The organism is Allomuricauda sp. NFXS6, assembly GCF_040148835.1.
Taxonomy (GTDB): Bacteria; Bacteroidota; Bacteroidia; order Flavobacteriales; family Flavobacteriaceae; genus Flagellimonas.
The window spans coordinates 463184-480004 of record NZ_JAGEMG010000002.1; the positions used below are offsets into that span (position 1 = coordinate 463184).

A 16821-nucleotide genomic window follows, 5' to 3' on the forward strand; every position below is an offset into this window, starting at 1 on the left:
ATTTTAATCAGAACAAACAAATATAAAAATTGTTTTGCTTAAAGTGTTAAATTTAAGAAAACCCTAGGAATTCAATGACATCCCAAGAAGTTAGAAACCAGTTTTTAAACTTTTTTAAAGAAAAGAACCACAAAATTGTACCATCCGCTCCCATGGTGATGAAGGACGACCCGACCTTGATGTTCACCAATGCGGGCATGAACCAGTTTAAGGAATACTTTTTAGGGAATTCCGTTCCAAAGAGCAAACGGCTCACCGATTCTCAAAAATGCCTTCGGGTTAGCGGAAAGCACAACGATTTGGAAGAAGTGGGGAAGGATACCTACCACCATACGATGTTCGAAATGTTGGGGAACTGGAGCATCGGGGATTATTTTAAGAAAGAAGCCATTGCATGGTCTTGGGAATTGCTTACCGAGGTTTTCAAAATAGATAAGGACAGTCTTTATGTTTCGGTTTTTGAAGGAAGCGAAGAGGATAATTTACCGCTTGATCAAGAAGCCTACGATTTGTGGAAGGCGATTGTGCCCGAAGACCGAATCATAAAAGGGAATAAAAAAGACAATTTTTGGGAAATGGGCGATCAAGGCCCTTGCGGACCCTGTTCGGAAATCCATGTGGATATTCGATCTAAGGAGGACAAAGAAAAAGTGGATGGTGCCTCATTGGTGAACCAAGACCACCCGCAAGTAGTGGAAATATGGAACTTGGTTTTTATGCAGTTTAATCGCAAGGCCAACGGAAGTCTGGAACCACTCCCCGAAAAGCATATCGATACAGGAATGGGCTTTGAACGCCTCTGCATGGTGCTTCAAGGGGTGCAATCCAATTACGATACCGATGTTTTTACCCCGCTTATTCGTGAGGTGGAAATCATCACGGGAAAAAAATATGGCACCAACGAAGAAACCGATATTGCTATCCGTGTTATTTCTGACCATGTTCGAGCTGTCGCCTTTTCCATTGCCGATGGGCAATTGCCGAGCAACACAGGTGCCGGTTATGTCATCCGAAGGATTTTACGCCGTGCCATTCGCTACGGATTCACCTTTTTGGATACCAACAAACCCTTTATTTACAGATTGGTAAAGGTGTTGAGCGAACAAATGGGCAAAGCCTTCCCAGAGTTGAAGGAACAATATCAGTTGATAGAAAACGTGATCAAAGAAGAGGAAAGCTCTTTCTTGAGCACTTTGGAGCAAGGGTTGGTGTTGTTGGATTCTGTGATAAAGTCATCCAAGGACAAAACTATTGAAGGTGAAAAAGCCTTTGAATTGTACGATACTTTTGGTTTCCCGATAGATTTGACTGCCTTGATTTTGGAAGAGAAAGGCTATCAATTGGATACCAAGGGGTTTGAAAAAGCCTTGAAAGCACAGAAAGACCGCTCCAGAGCAGCTTCTGAAGTTTCCAAAGACGATTGGAACATATTGATGACCGATACGGAGCAGGAATTTATTGGTTATGATAGTCTCAAAGCTGAGGTGAAGTTGGTGAAATACCGAAAAGTGACCAGTAAAAAAGAAGGCGACCAATATCAATTGGTGTTCAATCTTACCCCGTTTTATGCCGAAGGAGGTGGTCAGGTTGGGGATAAAGGTTATCTAGAGGCTCCTAATGGTGATGTAACCTATATTGTGGACACCAAACGTGAGAACAACGAAATTGTTCATTTTGCCAAGTCGTTGCCAAAAGATGTTTCAGGTTCTTTTAAAGCGGTGGTGGACGAAAAGCAGCGTTGGAGAACTGCGTGCAACCATACTGCTACGCACTTGTTGCATCAAGCTTTGCGCGAGGTGTTGGGCACTCACGTGGAACAAAAAGGTTCTGCGGTACATTCCAAATATTTACGTTTTGATTTCTCCCACTTTTCCAAGTTGACTACAGAAGAGCTCAGGAAAGTTGAGAATTTCGTCAATGCACGGATTGATGGGCACCTTCCTTTGGAAGAAAGCCGCAATGTCCCGATGAAAGAGGCGATGGAGCAAGGTGCAATGGCGCTCTTCGGGGAAAAATACGGAGATACTGTTCGTACCATCCGTTTTGGACAATCCATTGAGCTTTGTGGCGGAACGCACGTAAAAAACACAGCCGATATCTGGCATTTTAAAATCGTTTCTGAAGGAGCTGTTGCTGCCGGAATCCGCCGAATCGAAGCGATTACTTCAGATGCCGTTAAAGATTTTTATTTCAACAATAACCGAATGCTTTTTGAGATTAAGGATATGTTGAAAAATTCGCAAGATCCTGTTAAATCGGTTGCCAGTTTGCAAGAAGAAAACCTTGCCCTGAAAAAGCAAGTAGAGCAATTGCTGAAGGATAAAGCCAAAGGACTCAAGAATGAGTTGATCGCGGAACTGGAAAATGTAAACGGGATCCAATTTTTGGCCAAAAAAGTGGATTTGGATGCTGGGGGTATAAAAGACCTTGCTTTTGAAATGGGCGGTCAGGTAGATAACTTGTTCCTGTTTTTGGCTTCGGAAAAAGATGGCAAGGCCATATTGTCCTGCTATATCTCTAAGGATTTGGTGGCCGAAAAAGACCTAAATGCCGGAACCATCGTTCGTGAACTAGGCAAATACATCCAGGGTGGTGGCGGTGGACAACCGTTCTTTGCGACTGCTGGAGGTAAGAATCCTGCTGGGATTTCCGATGCGCTCAATAATGTAAGAGCATATATTAAATAACTTGTAGTACTGGAGGTTTCATATGCCAAAACCCGTCAATTCGAGTGAAATTCCGAAGGAATTTTGTATCGAGAATTGGGGGTTGAATTGAAATTCTGGTTCTCGATACGATTTTTGAAACAAAAATCACTCGAACTGACAAATTTCAATCATATTGAAATAGAGCATTAACTAAGATTTTACATTGAGATGTCACCCTGAGCGCAGTCGAAGGAGTCATCGAGATTTGATTATAAAATAATGTCTGGTTCTTCCCGAAAGCTTTCGGGACTCGAACTGACGAATTTCAATTGTAATGGATTTGAACTTGCATTTTTAATACTTAACCGCGCTCGAACTTACATTTTTAGCCGAACAAATGGAACTACAAACCAAGATACCTTTAACACCCAGCGATAATCCCATCGATTATCAAAGCAAGTTGGTGCTTTTGGGTTCTTGTTTTGTCGAAAATATAGGCGCTAAGCTGGAATACTTCAAGTTCCAGCAACTGCAAAATCCCTTTGGGATATTGTTTCATCCACTTGCTATTGAAAATTTGGCGCAAAGAGCCCTTGAAGGAAAAACGTATCAGCAAGAAGAAATATTTGAGCAAGATGGCATTTGGCACTGTTTTGATGCCCATTCCGAATTGCGTTCCGATAATCCCGAAGCATTGTTGAAACTGCTCAACCAAAGGTTGAAAGAAACTAAAACAAATCTGGAAACTTCTTCCCACATTATCATCACCTTGGGAACGGCTTGGGTTTATGAGCAGCAGGCTTCAGGAAAAACAGTAGCCAATTGCCATAAGGTTCCGCAGAAGGAATTCACTAAAAAATTATTGAGCGTTGCAGACATTGAAGTCAGTCTTCAAAATGTGCTGACATTGATTCAAAAAGTGAATCCCAAAGCACAGGTCATCTTCACGATTTCGCCCGTTCGCCATGTAAAAGATGGTTTTGTGGAAAACCAACGAAGCAAGGCGCATTTGATTACTGCGATACATTCCGTTTTGTCATCTCGAGCGCAGTCGAGAGAACTGTCCTACTTTCCATCCTACGAAATTATGATGGATGAACTCCGCGATTATCGCTTTTACGGGAAAGATATGGTGCATCCCAACGAATTGGCTGTCGCTTACATTTGGGAGCGCTTCAAATGGGTGTGGATAGCGGAAGAGGCTTACCCTGTTATGGATAAGGTAGAAGCTGTTCAAAAAGGCTTGCTGCACCGACCCTTTAACCCCGATTCCGAAGCGCATCAAAAGTTCAAGACATCGCTCGGTACAAAAATTACGTATCTTCAAGAAAGGTATCCTTTCATGAAATTTGAATAGAACTCGTGTTGAACTGTGAGATTAAAGCGAGAATTTAAGATTTTGTGCCCAGTTGAAGGATTTTTTGAGTTGCATAGCAGGGCTACGGAAGGATTAAAAAGACGAAGAATGGGGATAAAAGATAAATTTGCAGCGAATATGGACAATTCAAGATGAGTTCTTTATGAAGAAAGTATTATTTGGAGCAGTATTGGCATTGGCTTCGGTTTTGATCTATAAATCGTGCACGGATGACCGTGAACAAAAATCAATTCTGGAAGAAAGTTCCATGTTGATTCAACAGGAATTACGAAATGTATCCAAGTTGGTGGTTACCGAAGGGCATTTTGCCGAGGTGTACAATTACAAAGATTCCAAAGAACTGTTCGGTCCGTTGGTTACGGCATACAAAAAGGCGTTGGTGGTGGTCAATGCTGATGTGTCCATTGCTTATGATCTATCCAAAATTAATTATGAGGTTGATGAGAAAAACAAAGTGCTCACAATCACACGGATTCCCGAACCGGAAATAAAAATAAGTCCCGATTTTGAGTACTACGATGTTACCGCAGATTACCTGAACCCCTTTAATGCAGGTGACTACAATGCCATCAAAAGAAATGTAAACGCTTCTTTAATGAAAAAAATCGAAGCCTCCTCTTTGAGATCCAATGCAGAAAATCGCTTGATCAGTGAACTTTCACGGATTTTGGTATTGACCCATACGATGGGCTGGACTTTGGTTTACAACGATATTCCCTTGGAAAACACGGAGCAGTTAAAAACTTTTTTGGATTAAGCTGTCACATTTTGCCGTTTGATGCGTCTATTAGGTACATCAATCAATCAAAACCATGTTTAAAAGAGTACTGCTAACCGCCCTTTTAGCCATATTTTTATTTTCCTGTCAGCAACAACCCGAATCGGATATCAGTTATGAGATTTCTCCCGTAGTGGTCGACAGCATCCCACAACTTAAAATCAAAATGACCTTGGATGCCGATTCCGATGGTACGACAACCCTTTCATTTCCGAATGATGCGTGGGGACAGGAAGACCTCTTTAAATCGTTGGGTAAAATGCAATTGTTGAATGTTGAGGGGGTTGTTGAAAAAGACGCGGATAGCAGCCGGATCGTACTTATGCATCCAAAAGGTGAGAAAGAACTGGAATTTGAGTATTTCTTAAAACAAGATTTTGAGGGTGAAATTTCAACCAGCAAAATTTACCGCCCTATTATCAGCAAACAGTATTTCCATCTGTTTTCGCATAATATGTTTATGGTGCCCGAAAATACGGAAGAGAATTTGGACATTGTTCTGGATTGGTCTGCTTTTCCAGAGGAATACACCATTCATAACAGTTTTTCGAGTCAAGAAAAAGTACAATTGTTAGAGGGGATGGACCTAGAGCTTTTTGGAAGCGCCATTTTTGTTGGAGGTGATTTTAGAATCTTCAATGGCGATATCCAAGGCAATCAAATCAGTTTGGCCATGCGTGGCGAATGGATTCCGTTTAGGGATAAAGATGTTTTCGAGGTTTTGGAGGAAACGTTGACCTATCAACGAAATTTTTGGAACGACCATTCCCAGAAATACTTTACCGTGACGATGCAGCCCTTTCCGCAAGAAAACGGGAGCAGTTTTCAAGGGACCGGGCTCACCAATTCTTTTGCCACTTCGGTTTCCAATAACGATTTAACGGATATTGGACAGTTGGTATATCTCTTCAACCACGAATTGATGCACAATTGGATAGGGCATACCATCAAAAATGAGAACGAAGAGGAGCAATATTGGTTCAGTGAAGGATTTACGGAATATTACACCTACAAAAACATTGCGAAGAGCAAAATCAATGGTTTTGACGGGGATTATTTTATTGATGAATTCAACCGAACCATTCGTAATCTATATACTTCATCGGTAGGGGAGGCGCCCAATGCCGAAATCAATTATGATAATTTTTGGACCAACTATGAATACTCCAAACTCCCTTATTGGCGGGGCACGATTTTCGCTTTTTATTTGGATGAAGAAATTCTAAAGGCAAGTGACGGCAAACAAAGTTTGGATGATGTGATGCATCAAATTTATGCCGATGCGACCACCAAGGGTCAAAAGCTGACTCATGCGTATTTCAACGAGGTGATGAATTCCTATTGGGATGAAGGTTTTGATGTGGTTTTCAAAAAATATATCGAGGATGGCCAAAAAATGGATTTGGGAACCCTATTTGAAGAGCTTGGTTTGGAATACAGTGCCGAAAGTGATGTTTACGAGCTGGGTTTTGAATTTACGGAGGACAGAAAGGGGATTGCAAGCGTTATTGAGGGCAGTAAAGCTTGGGAAGCTGGTGTTCGCGCAGGTGACGAAGTGTTTTCTCGAAGTATTTGGCAAGGCAATATTGAGCGCCAAGTGGAGTTGGGGCTAAGAAGAAATGGTGAAGAACTCAACATTTCCTTTTATCCTGTGACCAAAGCCGCAATACCACAATTGAAGCCTACTGCAAGGAATATTGAAAAAGTTGGGTTTTTAGCTAACCAAGGTAGTGTCGACCAGTTGTAGACCATCATCAATCAGATGACCCACCTTGGGGTTGTCCCGTTTTATGTTTTCCAAGTGTTGCAAAATCTCCTGTTGAAATTCTTGGTTGTTGTCTTGTTTGGCAAGTTCGTACAACTCCACTGGCAATAACCAGTCTTTCGGATGATCTTTTTTTAGGGCCTGGAATACTTTGGTTCTGGAAACCGTAGTGTTTTTTCCTTCTCTATAATGCCTGATTTGCTCATAATACCGCTCCAACTCCAATCTTTTTTCATCTTTCTTGGATTTGATGGTGCTTTCCGTAATTTGATGTGTCATAAGGTCGAAACTGTTTAAGTCGGCCGGACCATTATAGGCAGAAACAATTTTTTGCCCGACTGCCATATGGTACAATCCCCATTCTGGTTGGAACAAGACGTTGTCACCGTGGGTAACCGTGCAATTTTCAAAAGTGATGAGAATGATTTCACCCATTAAGTTTCGAGTGCCCGTTACAATGGTTCCCTCCACTTTGATGCCTCCTTCAAATTCCAAAGCGATTTGTTCGCCTTCATAAATTTTATAGGCCTTGAGGTCTCGGGGACCCATATTTTCAATGGCAATGTTGATGCCCTTTAATTTACCGATCGGGGAACCAAAACCATCGGCATGGTGAGCCGTACTGTGACCTACCAATTCTTTTTCACGGTAGGCTAAAGCTGTCCCGCCTGTGGTCTGAATGTATATGGGTTTTCCTTCGCTTTCAATCACATTGCTGAACTCTCCGGAGATTTGCAGTCCCGTGCTCAGTTCGATGGTGCCCAATGCTTTGGAACCGATCAATTTTTTAATTCCGGAAAGCCCTCCGGTTCGCACGGCCATGGTATTGGCAAAATCTTCCAAAACCTGACTCAAGAAGGCAAAATCTGGCGTCACAAAGAGTTGTGGTTGTGGTTTGGTGATGTCAAACTCCGTGTGAGCTGCTTCAATGGAGTATGGAATCTTTTTCACTTTATCCGTCATGCACCACGTACTTTCCCCAATGGATGACAGTAGTCCGGCGCCATAAATTTTTGGGTTGTCCACCGTTCCTATCAAACCATATTCCACGGTCCACCAATGCAGATTTCGGATGAGGGCCATCTCACTGGGCTCGCCCATATTTTCTTGGAGGTGTTCTATATGTTTTTCGGCTTCGTCAATTTCACTTTGTGGGGTGCCATTCGCTTCTTTGATGATGGAAAGGTGTCGCACCGCATTGTACAGATCGTAATCCTTGGCACTGGAAATCGCCTTGCAACCAATTTCTCCAAAACGGCGCAGGTATTCCGCGTATTCGGGATTGGCAATGATGGGAGCGTGTCCCGCACCTTCGTGAATAATATCGGGAGCTGGGGTGTATTCAATATTTTCAAGCTGACGAATGTCCGAAGCGATCACGAGTACATTGTACGCTTGGAACTCCATAAAAGCGGAAGGAGGAATAAAACCATCCACCGCGACCGCGGCCCATCCAATTTCTTTTAGGATGCGGTTCATCCCGTACATATTGGGAATGTGGTCAATGGAAATCCCTGTTTTTTTTAGGCCATCCACATAGGATTTATGGGCGACTTTGCTGAGGTAATCCACATTTTTGCGCATCACATAACGCCAAACAGCTTGATTGATCGCCGTGTAGGATTCATAATTTTGTGGTTTTATGAATTGTTTAAGGTGCTTCGGCAGTTTGTCCAGTATGGGATTGGATTCGTAGCTCATACATTTAATTTTATCTAAGTTGTTATGTCATATGAATGAAGTGTGTCAGTTCGAGTGATTTTGTAAAAATCGTATCGAGAACTAGAACTTCAAATCCTCAAAACCGATTCTCGATATAAAATTTCTTTGGAATTTCACTCGAATTGACGGTTTTGATAATTAGGAGCATTCATTGGACGCGACAACCTTTGTGCGACTTAAAGATACGAAATAGAGCGTGGAATTTCTCTTAAGGAAAGTTAAGGGTAATAAAAAGAGGTTGCCTGAAAATTAGGTTTCCGTCAACCTGAACTTTTTTCAGGTTCTCAAAACAATTGGTTTATCAGTATGATGAGATTCTGAAATAAATTCAGAATGACGCATTTCAATGCTTTTTAGGCAACCTCCTGTTTTTTTAGTTTACGGCCACAACCGTGGCTGGTGGGTATTCCTCTAGAATCTGAGTAACAAATTCTTTGATGCGTTGTTCCTTCTTTTCAATGTTTTTGGTATTGTTCAAGGTGCCTACGCCGCGACCTTGCCATACCAACTCTTTTTTATTGGCATCGATAACGTCTATGTACAAAGAACCTTCGGTGCTGGTACTCACGTTATTGCCTCCCCAGCCCCAGCCCCATCCGGGACCCCAGGCCCATGGGTTGTAAAAGCCACCCCAACCCCATCCGCCCCAGGCGAAGTTGTTGTTGTAGATGTCTACACGTTCCCGTTCCTTGGTAAAAATGCTGATCAATACATCCGGGCTGTCGGATTTTACAAAGCCACGTGAACTCATTTCTGACTCAATGGCCCTTAAAATTCTTTTCTTATCCAAATCCGAAATTTGGGCTCTGTCTATGCCTGTTTTGTAGAAGGCGTAGCTTTTATAGGTGTTAAAATCAGCTTTTTGATCATAATCGGATATCACTTGCACAGAGCTACAGGAGCCCAATAAAGCAACGGAGAAGGCAAACAATGCAAAACGTTTTAAACTTTTCATAGTACTTTTTTTAAATTCTTGAGATGTCATTAAATAAACCACAATTATTATGCCGAATACCTAGTTTTGGGTATTTGTTTTAGTGTTATATCCATATGGACAGTGGCGGCAACCACTTTCGCAACAGTAACCACGTTTTAGGTGGTATTTTTCGGTAAATACCCGATATCCTTGTTCCGAAACGTAATAATCATCCTCTTCCAAGGGAATGTGTTCTTTCATAATAATTGCGCCATTTTACGCGATAATCGTCCCCATAGTTGTCGGGATAAATAATACGAGGCTTGCCCCAAAAGCAAACTATGGTTTACTATATAAATTTACGATTTTCATGGCAAATTGACGAAGGTTTTAATATTGTTGGAAACAAGGTTATTCACCGAAAATGTTGATCGTTTTCTGCTAACTGCCCAATATTGAGCACTTTTTGCTGTTATATTTGTTGGACCAACCAAAGGATAGGAATCAAGTGATACTAGTCTTTAAACATTTCTTCTATAAAAATTATGTGGGACTTTCGCTGTGGCCTTTCATTATCCTAAAGGAAGATGCCCTGAAGGCTGATGAGGTGCTTATCAACCACGAACGCATCCATCTGAAGCAACAGCGAGAACTGTTGATATTGCCATTTTACCTTTGGTATGTTGCCGAATGGCTGTTCCGAACTGTGCTATATTTGGATAGTTACCGCGCCTACCAGAACATCAGTTTTGAACGTGAGGCCTATGCCAACGAAAAGGATATGCACTACCCTTCCAAACGCAAGGCATTTGGTTTTTTACAGTACATGACCCGTTAATTTTACTTGACAATCACTTTGGCATTGGTTTTCAATGATTAATTCAGAAGCTTGTCAATTTTATCGGGGTCTTGGAAATTGCCCCAGAAATACTCGATTTCGATCAATCCTTCCAAAATCCTATAAAACATTGTGGTATGTTTGGTTATGAAAGCTTCACGGCTTGTTTCGTTATATCGGGAAATCTTGAAAAGTTCTGGGTTGTGCTGTATTTTTTCAATGGTTCCTTCTACTAAATCAATAAAGGCCAAAGCTTCTTTTCGAGACCAGATATTCATAAGGTAGTCCAATATGTCATCAAAGGACTTTTTTGCCTCGTAGGTCCATACTACTTTCACAGGGATATTTTTTTCCTGGCATCATCAATTACGGACTTATGTTCCAAAACAAGGCCAGAGGCACTATCCTTTCGACTTCGTTCCAAAGCCTGTTTTATTTCCAAAGCCTTCACATCCTCTGGAAAAAGAAGACAGCTTAATTTAATCATTTCGGAAACGCTAAAACTTTGTTTTTTCAATTTGTTGTAGAAGGTTGCTCTGGAAATACCAAGCTCATCAATAATGTACTCCTTTTTGAACTTGCTTTCCTCTATATATTTGTTGATGTTTTCAAGAAGGCTTTTGTAATTTAAGACGATATCTAACATTTCAACTTATATTTGTATCTGTTTTGTTTACAAATATATAGTAATTTTTAACACAAAAAGTGGGTGTTTTTCTAGATTCGGAACTATGGATCTCTCTAAATCAACAATTTGATTACTACAAATCAACATATTGATATACCCCTGCTGCGAGAAAAGGGAATCACGCTATATCTAAAACGGGAAGATACCATTCATCCGTTCGTTTCTGGGAACAAATACCGCAAACTCAAATACAACTTGCTTGAAGCCAAAAAACAGGGCAAAGACACCCTGCTCACCTTTGGTGGGGCTTTTTCCAACCATATTGCGGCCACGGCCTATGCAGGGCAAGAGCAAGGGCTGAAAACCATTGGGCTAATCCGCGGTGAAGAGCTGGAAGATAAGTGGCAAAACAATCCGACCCTGAACATGGCGCACGAACACGGTATGCAATTCCATTTTGTATCCCGAAGCGATTACCGTCTCAAAAATGAACTTTCTTTTCTTAAAAATTTGAAATCACAGTTTGGTGATTTTTACCTCTTGCCCGAAGGCGGCACCAATGAATTGGCCGTTAAGGGCTGTACAGAAATCTTGACCGAAGATGATGCAACTTTTGATTACATCTGCAGCGCGGTCGGTACAGGTGGCACCGTGGCAGGACTCATCAATGCATCACGGCCCCATCAAACCGTATTGGGGTTCCCTGCGCTGAAAGGTAATTTTCTAATCGAGGAGATTCGTACCTTTGCTCAAAATCAGCGTTGGCAACTCGTAACCGATTATCATTTTGGAGGTTACGCCAAAGTGGACCAGCAGCTGATTGATTTCATCAACCTCTTTAAAAATGAAACAGGTATACCCTTAGACCCCATATACACGGGAAAAATGCTTTTTGGTATTTTTGAACTTGTAAAAAGGGATGTTTTTTCACCGGGAAGCCAAATTTTGGCCATCCATACGGGAGGATTACAGGGCATACAGGGAATGAACCTTATATTGAAAGAGAAAAATTTACCGTTATTGGACGTATGATCAGGCGAATAATATATGTATTGATTGCGGCGCTTTTACTCACTAGCTGTGGCGCCAAAAAAAGAAGGTCGACCCACAAAAAAGGTGCGCCCGTAGTGGTAAACACGGAAAGACCGACTTCAAGGACTACCAGCGATATGGAAACGGAAGAGGTTCGGGATTTGTATCCCATGCCCGAAGATAGGGGACGTTTTGAACGCTTTCCCATTTCGGACACCCAAGACTACATCGAAACCTTTGCCGAGGTTGCCCAGTACGAGATGCGTGCCTTTGGCATACCGGCCAGTATCACCTTGGCGCAGGGTATTTTGGAGAGTGGCTCGGGCAAGGGAGAGCTGACCTTAAAAACCAACAATCATTTTGGGATTAAATGCCATACAGGTTGGGAGGGAGAGTTCGATTTTCATGATGATGACGCCAAAGGCGAATGTTTCCGCAAATACAACCACCCGATGTACTCCTTCCGCGACCACAGTATTTTTCTGTCCACGCGCTCGCGCTATGCCTTTTTGTTCAACTTAAAACGGGACGATTACAAAAGATGGGCGCACGGTTTGCGACAAGCCGGCTATGCCACCGACCGCAAATACCCGCAAAAATTGATCGCCATCATCGAGCGTTACGATTTGCACGAATATGACGAAGCAGTGGTGGAAAATGGGTTGTCCACGGTACGCGAACCGCGACAGTACGAGGTTTTTACGCATAGGGTGGAAAAAGGCGATACACTCTACGGTATTTCCAAGCGCTACGACATTTCGGTGGATGAGATTCGACGCCTCAACAATCTCAACGATAATGTTATTTCCATTGGGCAAGTGCTCAATATTCGAGTGGCGCAGTAGGTTTAGCCATAATGATGCATAGGGCAACTGGTCAGTTCGAGTGGCTTGACCAAAGGTCAAGATGTATCGAGAACTGATTCACCGTTGCCGATTCTCGATACAATCCACTAAAGTGGATCATTCGAATTGACGCAACTTGTTTTTTACAGCAAACCGGGCTGCTTCACGATTTTCCATTTCCCAAAACGAATGATCCTCATTACCTTTGCGACACGTATGTCAACCTGAACTCGTTTCAGGTTCTCATAAAATAGGACCCTGAGCGGAGTCGAAGGGTCCTGTTTTGTCTAAAACAATGAGATGCTGAACTAAATTCAGCATGACGAAAGGAAATAATAAAATAGATTCCTGCCGGAATTTATGCTGAGCATAGCCGAAGTGCGGGAATGACATAGCGTATATATGATCTACCAACGAAGCAGCGCCTTGTTCGCAGAGGCCAAAAAATACATCCCCGGAGGCGTAAACTCGCCCGTACGAGCGTTTAATGCGGTAGGGGGTGACCCTATTTTTATCAAGGAGGCCAAAGGTGCCTACTTGTACGATGAAGACGGCAACCAGCTCATCGACTACATTGCTTCGTGGGGGCCGCTAATTTTGGGACATGCATACCAACCGGTGATCGATGCGGTGGTGGACAAGGCCAAAAAAGGAACTTCCTTTGGAACGCCCACCGAAATTGAGACCGAAATCGCCAAATTGGCGGTGTCCATGGTGCCGAACATTGACAAAATCCGTTTTGTGAATAGCGGAACCGAAGCCTGTATGAGTGCCGTTCGCCTCGCGCGCGGGTACACGGGCAAGGAAAAGATCATTAAATTTGCGGGTTGCTACCACGGCCATTCCGACTCTTTTTTGATACAAGCGGGGAGTGGAGCCGTTACTTTTGGCAGCCCCAACAGCCCCGGGGTAACACAGGGCACGGCCAAGGACACCCTGTTGGCGGATTACAATGATTTGGAAGGGGTAAAAGCCTTGGTGGAAGCCAACAAGGGCGAAATTGCCGCCATTATTTTGGAACCCGTAGCGGGGAACATGGGTTGCATTATCCCCAAAGATGAATTTATTAAAGGCTTGCGCGACATCTGCACCCAAGAGGGCATATTGTTGTTGTTTGATGAGGTTATGACTGGCTTTCGTTTGGGCAAAGGAGGCGCACAGGAAGCCTTGGGCATTGATGCCGATATTGTGATGTTCGGAAAAGTGATCGGGGGCGGACTGCCCGTAGGGGCGTTTGCGGCCCGAGCGGAGATCATGGCGCATTTGGCACCCGAAGGGCCCGTGTACCAAGCGGGCACCTTGAGCGGCAACCCTTTGGCAATGAGTGCCGGACTGGCGATGCTCACCGCCTTGAACGACCAGCCTGAAATTTTTACCAGCTTGGCCGAAAAAACAGAGTATCTCCACAAGGGCATTGCCATGGTGCTGACCAAAAAAGGCGTGACCCACCAGATTAACCGGTATGGCAGTATGATCTCCGTGCACTTTACAGACGAGCCCGTGGTGGATTTTGCCAGCTCGGCGAAAGGCAACAACGATACCTTTAAGAAATATTTCCACGGGATGTTGGAGAACGGGGTGTACTTACCGCCCTCTGCTTTTGAAAGCTACTTTTTAAACGATGCCCTCAGCTATGCTGATTTGGATAGGACGATTGAGGCGGTGGGGAAGGTGTTTTAAGCTGCCGTTTTGAAGAAGCGTAGCGACTGAGATCTGTTAGACCTGTTCTTGCTTGGGATTTCTCACGCTCCTTGCTGTCGGTTCGAAATGACTTCGAAATGGATAGGAGAATTTTAGTCGAATCCGCCATATTTGAGGTTACATTGTTAGAGCACATTATTATTCAGCATTTATTTTCAGTTTAACAAATGCTCTCATCATTGGGTTTTTAAACATATAGCGAGTACTCATTCCTTTTCCTAATTTAACTAAAACCTCACCGCGATTTTCAGTAACAAGTTGGTTTAAATTGTAAGTAATACTATTATTTTTCACATTACGACCTGATATTTTATTATATATTTTTACAACATCACTTATAGTAAATGCGTTAAATTCGTCAATTTTCACAATCGCGCAAGCAAATAATAAATCCCTCCATTTAGAACTACTATTTGATGTAAGTATTGCTTTTCTGTATGAAATTCTTAATTGTTCGGAAGTGTTTTCAATTCCTAATCTTATTGCAATCCCCAAATAGGCTTCCGAAAAAATTCTTTTTTCGTTTTCAATAATTTCTTTAGCTCCGTATTTACACAATAAGTGAACATAATGAGGGAATCCTGATGAAAATTCGATTATTTTTTCTTTAACCTTATCGTCAATTCCAATTTCTAATCTATTTAAACCGTTGACAATAATTTCTTCACATTCCTCATCTTTCATTTTTGGCATTTTCACTTGTTTAAGACAACGCTCTAAAGATTGATGGTTACCAATTAAATTTTCAATACTGTCAGATATTCCTACAAGAACAATCGTTGAATTTGTATTGTTATCCGACATTGATTTAATTAAATCAGCAAATGATGACCGAGCTTTTTGAGTAGAAATATTATCAAATTCATCAAAAATGAACAAGAGTTTTCCTGCGGGAAGGGAATTTAAAATTTGTACTATATGATTGGGGCGAACATTTTTAATACCTCTTAATTGATTGCCAATTCTAACAATTTCTTCCGCTTGTTGAGGATTAAAACCTATGCCGTCAGTTTTTCTTGAGAATTGAACACTATCCAAAGCATTTTCCCAAAGTGTTCGAAAATTGTCTTGCCTGTTACAAGTTACTTTAATAGGATATAAATTTGTATAAGAAGTTGCCATTATGTTGGCTAGTGATGTTTTTCCAACACCTCTGTCACCATAAAGAATTGCGTGCTGACCTTCTTCGTTTATTGCATCAGCTACCTTATTAAGTTGATTAATTCTGCCATAGAAAAAATCTTTTTGTTTTATTGGTGAAGTTGGTGAGAACACCTGCTTTAGTATAAATGTTTTTTCTTCTTTTGTCATATATTGGTTTTAATTTACCCTAACGGTCTCGGCTATGAGTAGTTGCGTGGGTTAGCGATTAACTTTGCAAGTACAGGCCAAACTGAAAACCCGCAAGGATTTTCAGAAGTAGGCGAGAACAAGCAATTACTTATAGTCAAAGTTGGGTATCGTTTTTATTTATTTTTCGTGTTTCCATTATTCCAATCGGCTTAAAGTGTTCGCAATAAAAATCCAATCCAAATCTTATAATGAGTGCAGAAGCTGAAATTATTAGAGCTTTAATCCCGATATTGATATGTGCAAGTGACAGCGTTATAGCGGAAATCAAATATTTGGTGTCAAATACGGCTCCAGTAATTTTTTCATTCCAGATTTTAAATACTTGACTATTTGAATCACAAATAGAATTATAAAGTACTCTTTTTAAAGATTTGAAAACTGTTTTTCCAGCTTTTTCGTCTTTAATGATTTCTTCTGAAGATGGGAGTAATTTCCTTTCGGCTGAAGACAACTGATTTTTTGCGAAATTATCAACCTCAAAGAGTAAATATTTTGTTTGAGAAGGCAAACTTTTTCCAATGAGTTTAAATATTTCATCTTCTGTTTTTGATGAAACCAACATTGCAATTTCGTTTTCAATTTCATCTAAATCGTAAGAAGTTTTATTTTTTTCCCTTATGCTCGAAAGAGCAATTTCTTCATCAAATCTTTCTATAATTTTTTCATTAAAAATTTTTCTAGTTCTATCTGTTTTTATAACATTTTTATTTTGAAGTACTTCTTGGATATAAGGTTTGGCTTTATCAATATCCTCTAGTCTTAAATAGGTTATTGCCAAGAGAGCAGTAGATTCTAGATGTATTCTAGTATTTTTATTTGTAATTGTCCGATTACTTATAAAACCATTTTTTGCATATTCATATTTTTCTAAATCTAAAGCTAGTTCAAACAACCAATTTTTATATTTTGCTAATAAGGTTTTATGATTATTCAGATTTAAAACGTTTTGAATATCACGCATTATAATTTTTGCATTATTAAAGTCTTTATCTCTTATAGCATTTTCGAATTGAGGTTTTAGACTTTTTAAACGTCTTTTCTGAATCTCGTTTAATTTTGTTGACATTCTTATTTTGTTACAATTCAATTCATTCTGGGAAATGTTACACAACCTGTTTAAATATGCATAAACACCCATATTGGATATAACCGAAAGCATAATGTGCTGTAAAGTTCAGGGGAAAATGGGGGAGATTCGCAAACTACTAATTTTCAAA

Annotated in this window: 15 protein-coding genes; 8 read left to right on the plus strand and 7 right to left on the minus strand. The window is 41.2% G+C overall.

Features of this window, described 5'->3' with window-relative positions:
* Positions 1–74: 74 nt before the first annotated feature.
* The 4 genes from alaS to J4E06_RS05310 all read left to right on the plus strand — a co-directional run bounded on the left by alaS (position 75) and on the right by J4E06_RS05310 (position 6551).
* The gene (gene alaS, locus J4E06_RS05295; RefSeq protein ID WP_349522992.1) at positions 75–2687 is read left to right on the plus strand and encodes an alanine--tRNA ligase; all 2613 of its coding nucleotides are present in this window, start codon (positions 75–77) and stop codon (positions 2685–2687) included.
* A 358-nt stretch (positions 2688–3045) separates the two neighbouring features.
* The gene (locus tag J4E06_RS05300) at positions 3046–4005 is read left to right on the plus strand and encodes a GSCFA domain-containing protein (protein ID WP_349522993.1); all 960 of its coding nucleotides are present in this window, start codon (positions 3046–3048) and stop codon (positions 4003–4005) included.
* A gap of 163 nt (positions 4006–4168) precedes the next feature.
* The gene (locus tag J4E06_RS05305; protein ID WP_349522994.1) at positions 4169–4783 is read left to right on the plus strand and encodes a DUF4230 domain-containing protein; all 615 of its coding nucleotides are present in this window, start codon (positions 4169–4171) and stop codon (positions 4781–4783) included.
* A gap of 55 nt (positions 4784–4838) precedes the next feature.
* On the plus strand, positions 4839–6551 hold the full coding sequence (locus tag J4E06_RS05310) for a M1 family aminopeptidase (protein ID WP_349522995.1): 1713 nt from the start codon (positions 4839–4841) through the stop codon (positions 6549–6551).
* Here J4E06_RS05310 and J4E06_RS05315 read toward each other — a convergent pair.
* The 3 genes from J4E06_RS05315 to J4E06_RS05325 form a co-directional block, all read right to left on the minus strand.
* Positions 6519–8270, minus strand: a complete 1752-nt coding sequence (locus J4E06_RS05315; protein ID WP_349522996.1) for an aromatic amino acid hydroxylase — start codon at positions 8268–8270, stop codon at positions 6519–6521. The two genes, J4E06_RS05310 and J4E06_RS05315, sit on opposite strands and share 33 nt — an antisense overlap.
* A gap of 394 nt (positions 8271–8664) precedes the next feature.
* The gene (locus tag J4E06_RS05320; protein ID WP_349522997.1) at positions 8665–9246 is read right to left on the minus strand and encodes a DUF4136 domain-containing protein; all 582 of its coding nucleotides are present in this window, start codon (positions 9244–9246) and stop codon (positions 8665–8667) included.
* Positions 9247–9306: 60 nt separating this feature from the next.
* Positions 9307–9468, minus strand: coding sequence for a C1orf53 family protein (locus tag J4E06_RS05325; RefSeq protein ID WP_349522998.1), 162 nt, complete (start codon positions 9466–9468; stop codon positions 9307–9309).
* Positions 9469–9715: 247 nt separating this feature from the next.
* Here J4E06_RS05325 and J4E06_RS05330 point away from each other — a divergent pair, with 247 nt between their 5' ends.
* Positions 9716–10045, plus strand: coding sequence for a hypothetical protein (locus tag J4E06_RS05330; protein ID WP_349522999.1), 330 nt, complete (start codon positions 9716–9718; stop codon positions 10043–10045).
* 38 nt (positions 10046–10083) lie between these two features.
* Here the strand turns inward: J4E06_RS05330 and J4E06_RS05335 are convergent, their stop codons facing one another.
* Together J4E06_RS05335 and J4E06_RS05340 are read right to left on the minus strand one after the other, a co-directional pair.
* On the minus strand, positions 10084–10383 hold the full coding sequence (locus J4E06_RS05335; RefSeq protein WP_349523000.1) for a type II toxin-antitoxin system RelE/ParE family toxin: 300 nt from the start codon (positions 10381–10383) through the stop codon (positions 10084–10086).
* The gene (locus J4E06_RS05340; protein ID WP_349523001.1) at positions 10380–10691 is read right to left on the minus strand and encodes a hypothetical protein; all 312 of its coding nucleotides are present in this window, start codon (positions 10689–10691) and stop codon (positions 10380–10382) included. Before J4E06_RS05340 ends, J4E06_RS05335 begins: the two co-directional genes overlap by 4 nt.
* Before the next feature lie 108 nt (positions 10692–10799).
* Here J4E06_RS05340 and J4E06_RS05345 point away from each other — a divergent pair, with 108 nt between their 5' ends.
* The 3 genes from J4E06_RS05345 to hemL all read left to right on the plus strand — a co-directional run bounded on the left by J4E06_RS05345 (position 10800) and on the right by hemL (position 14230).
* A complete protein-coding gene (locus J4E06_RS05345; protein WP_349523002.1) occupies positions 10800–11705 on the plus strand; it encodes a 1-aminocyclopropane-1-carboxylate deaminase/D-cysteine desulfhydrase in 906 nt (301 codons plus the stop codon).
* Positions 11702–12550, plus strand: coding sequence for a glucosaminidase domain-containing protein (locus tag J4E06_RS05350; RefSeq protein ID WP_349523003.1), 849 nt, complete (start codon positions 11702–11704; stop codon positions 12548–12550). The genes J4E06_RS05345 and J4E06_RS05350 overlap by 4 nt, the downstream gene beginning before the upstream one ends.
* A gap of 402 nt (positions 12551–12952) precedes the next feature.
* A complete protein-coding gene (gene hemL / locus J4E06_RS05355) occupies positions 12953–14230 on the plus strand; it encodes a glutamate-1-semialdehyde 2,1-aminomutase (protein ID WP_349523004.1) in 1278 nt (425 codons plus the stop codon).
* Between the two features lie 159 nt (positions 14231–14389).
* Here the strand turns inward: hemL and J4E06_RS05360 are convergent, their stop codons facing one another.
* Together J4E06_RS05360 and J4E06_RS05365 are read right to left on the minus strand one after the other, a co-directional pair.
* The gene (locus J4E06_RS05360; RefSeq protein WP_349523005.1) at positions 14390–15562 is read right to left on the minus strand and encodes an ATP-binding protein; all 1173 of its coding nucleotides are present in this window, start codon (positions 15560–15562) and stop codon (positions 14390–14392) included.
* 136 nt (positions 15563–15698) lie between these two features.
* The gene (locus J4E06_RS05365; RefSeq protein WP_349523006.1) at positions 15699–16670 is read right to left on the minus strand and encodes a hypothetical protein; all 972 of its coding nucleotides are present in this window, start codon (positions 16668–16670) and stop codon (positions 15699–15701) included.
* Positions 16671–16821: the final 151 nt, after the last annotated feature.

Coding starts and splice junctions, on each gene's coding strand:
- alaS (WP_349522992.1), top strand. CDS start 75: ATGACATCCCAAGAAGTTAGAAACCAGTTTTTAAACTTTTTTAAAGAA.
- J4E06_RS05300 (WP_349522993.1), top strand. CDS start 3,046: ATGGAACTACAAACCAAGATACCTTTAACACCCAGCGATAATCCCATC.
- J4E06_RS05305 (WP_349522994.1), top strand. CDS start 4,169: ATGAAGAAAGTATTATTTGGAGCAGTATTGGCATTGGCTTCGGTTTTG.
- J4E06_RS05310 (WP_349522995.1), top strand. CDS start 4,839: ATGTTTAAAAGAGTACTGCTAACCGCCCTTTTAGCCATATTTTTATTT.
- J4E06_RS05315 (WP_349522996.1), bottom strand. CDS start 8,270: ATGAGCTACGAATCCAATCCCATACTGGACAAACTGCCGAAGCACCTT.
- J4E06_RS05320 (WP_349522997.1), bottom strand. CDS start 9,246: ATGAAAAGTTTAAAACGTTTTGCATTGTTTGCCTTCTCCGTTGCTTTA.
- J4E06_RS05325 (WP_349522998.1), bottom strand. CDS start 9,468: ATGAAAGAACACATTCCCTTGGAAGAGGATGATTATTACGTTTCGGAA.
- J4E06_RS05340 (WP_349523001.1), bottom strand. CDS start 10,691: ATGTTAGATATCGTCTTAAATTACAAAAGCCTTCTTGAAAACATCAAC.
- J4E06_RS05350 (WP_349523003.1), top strand. CDS start 11,702: ATGATCAGGCGAATAATATATGTATTGATTGCGGCGCTTTTACTCACT.
- hemL (WP_349523004.1), top strand. CDS start 12,953: ATGATCTACCAACGAAGCAGCGCCTTGTTCGCAGAGGCCAAAAAATAC.
- J4E06_RS05360 (WP_349523005.1), bottom strand. CDS start 15,562: ATGACAAAAGAAGAAAAAACATTTATACTAAAGCAGGTGTTCTCACCA.
- J4E06_RS05365 (WP_349523006.1), bottom strand. CDS start 16,670: ATGTCAACAAAATTAAACGAGATTCAGAAAAGACGTTTAAAAAGTCTA.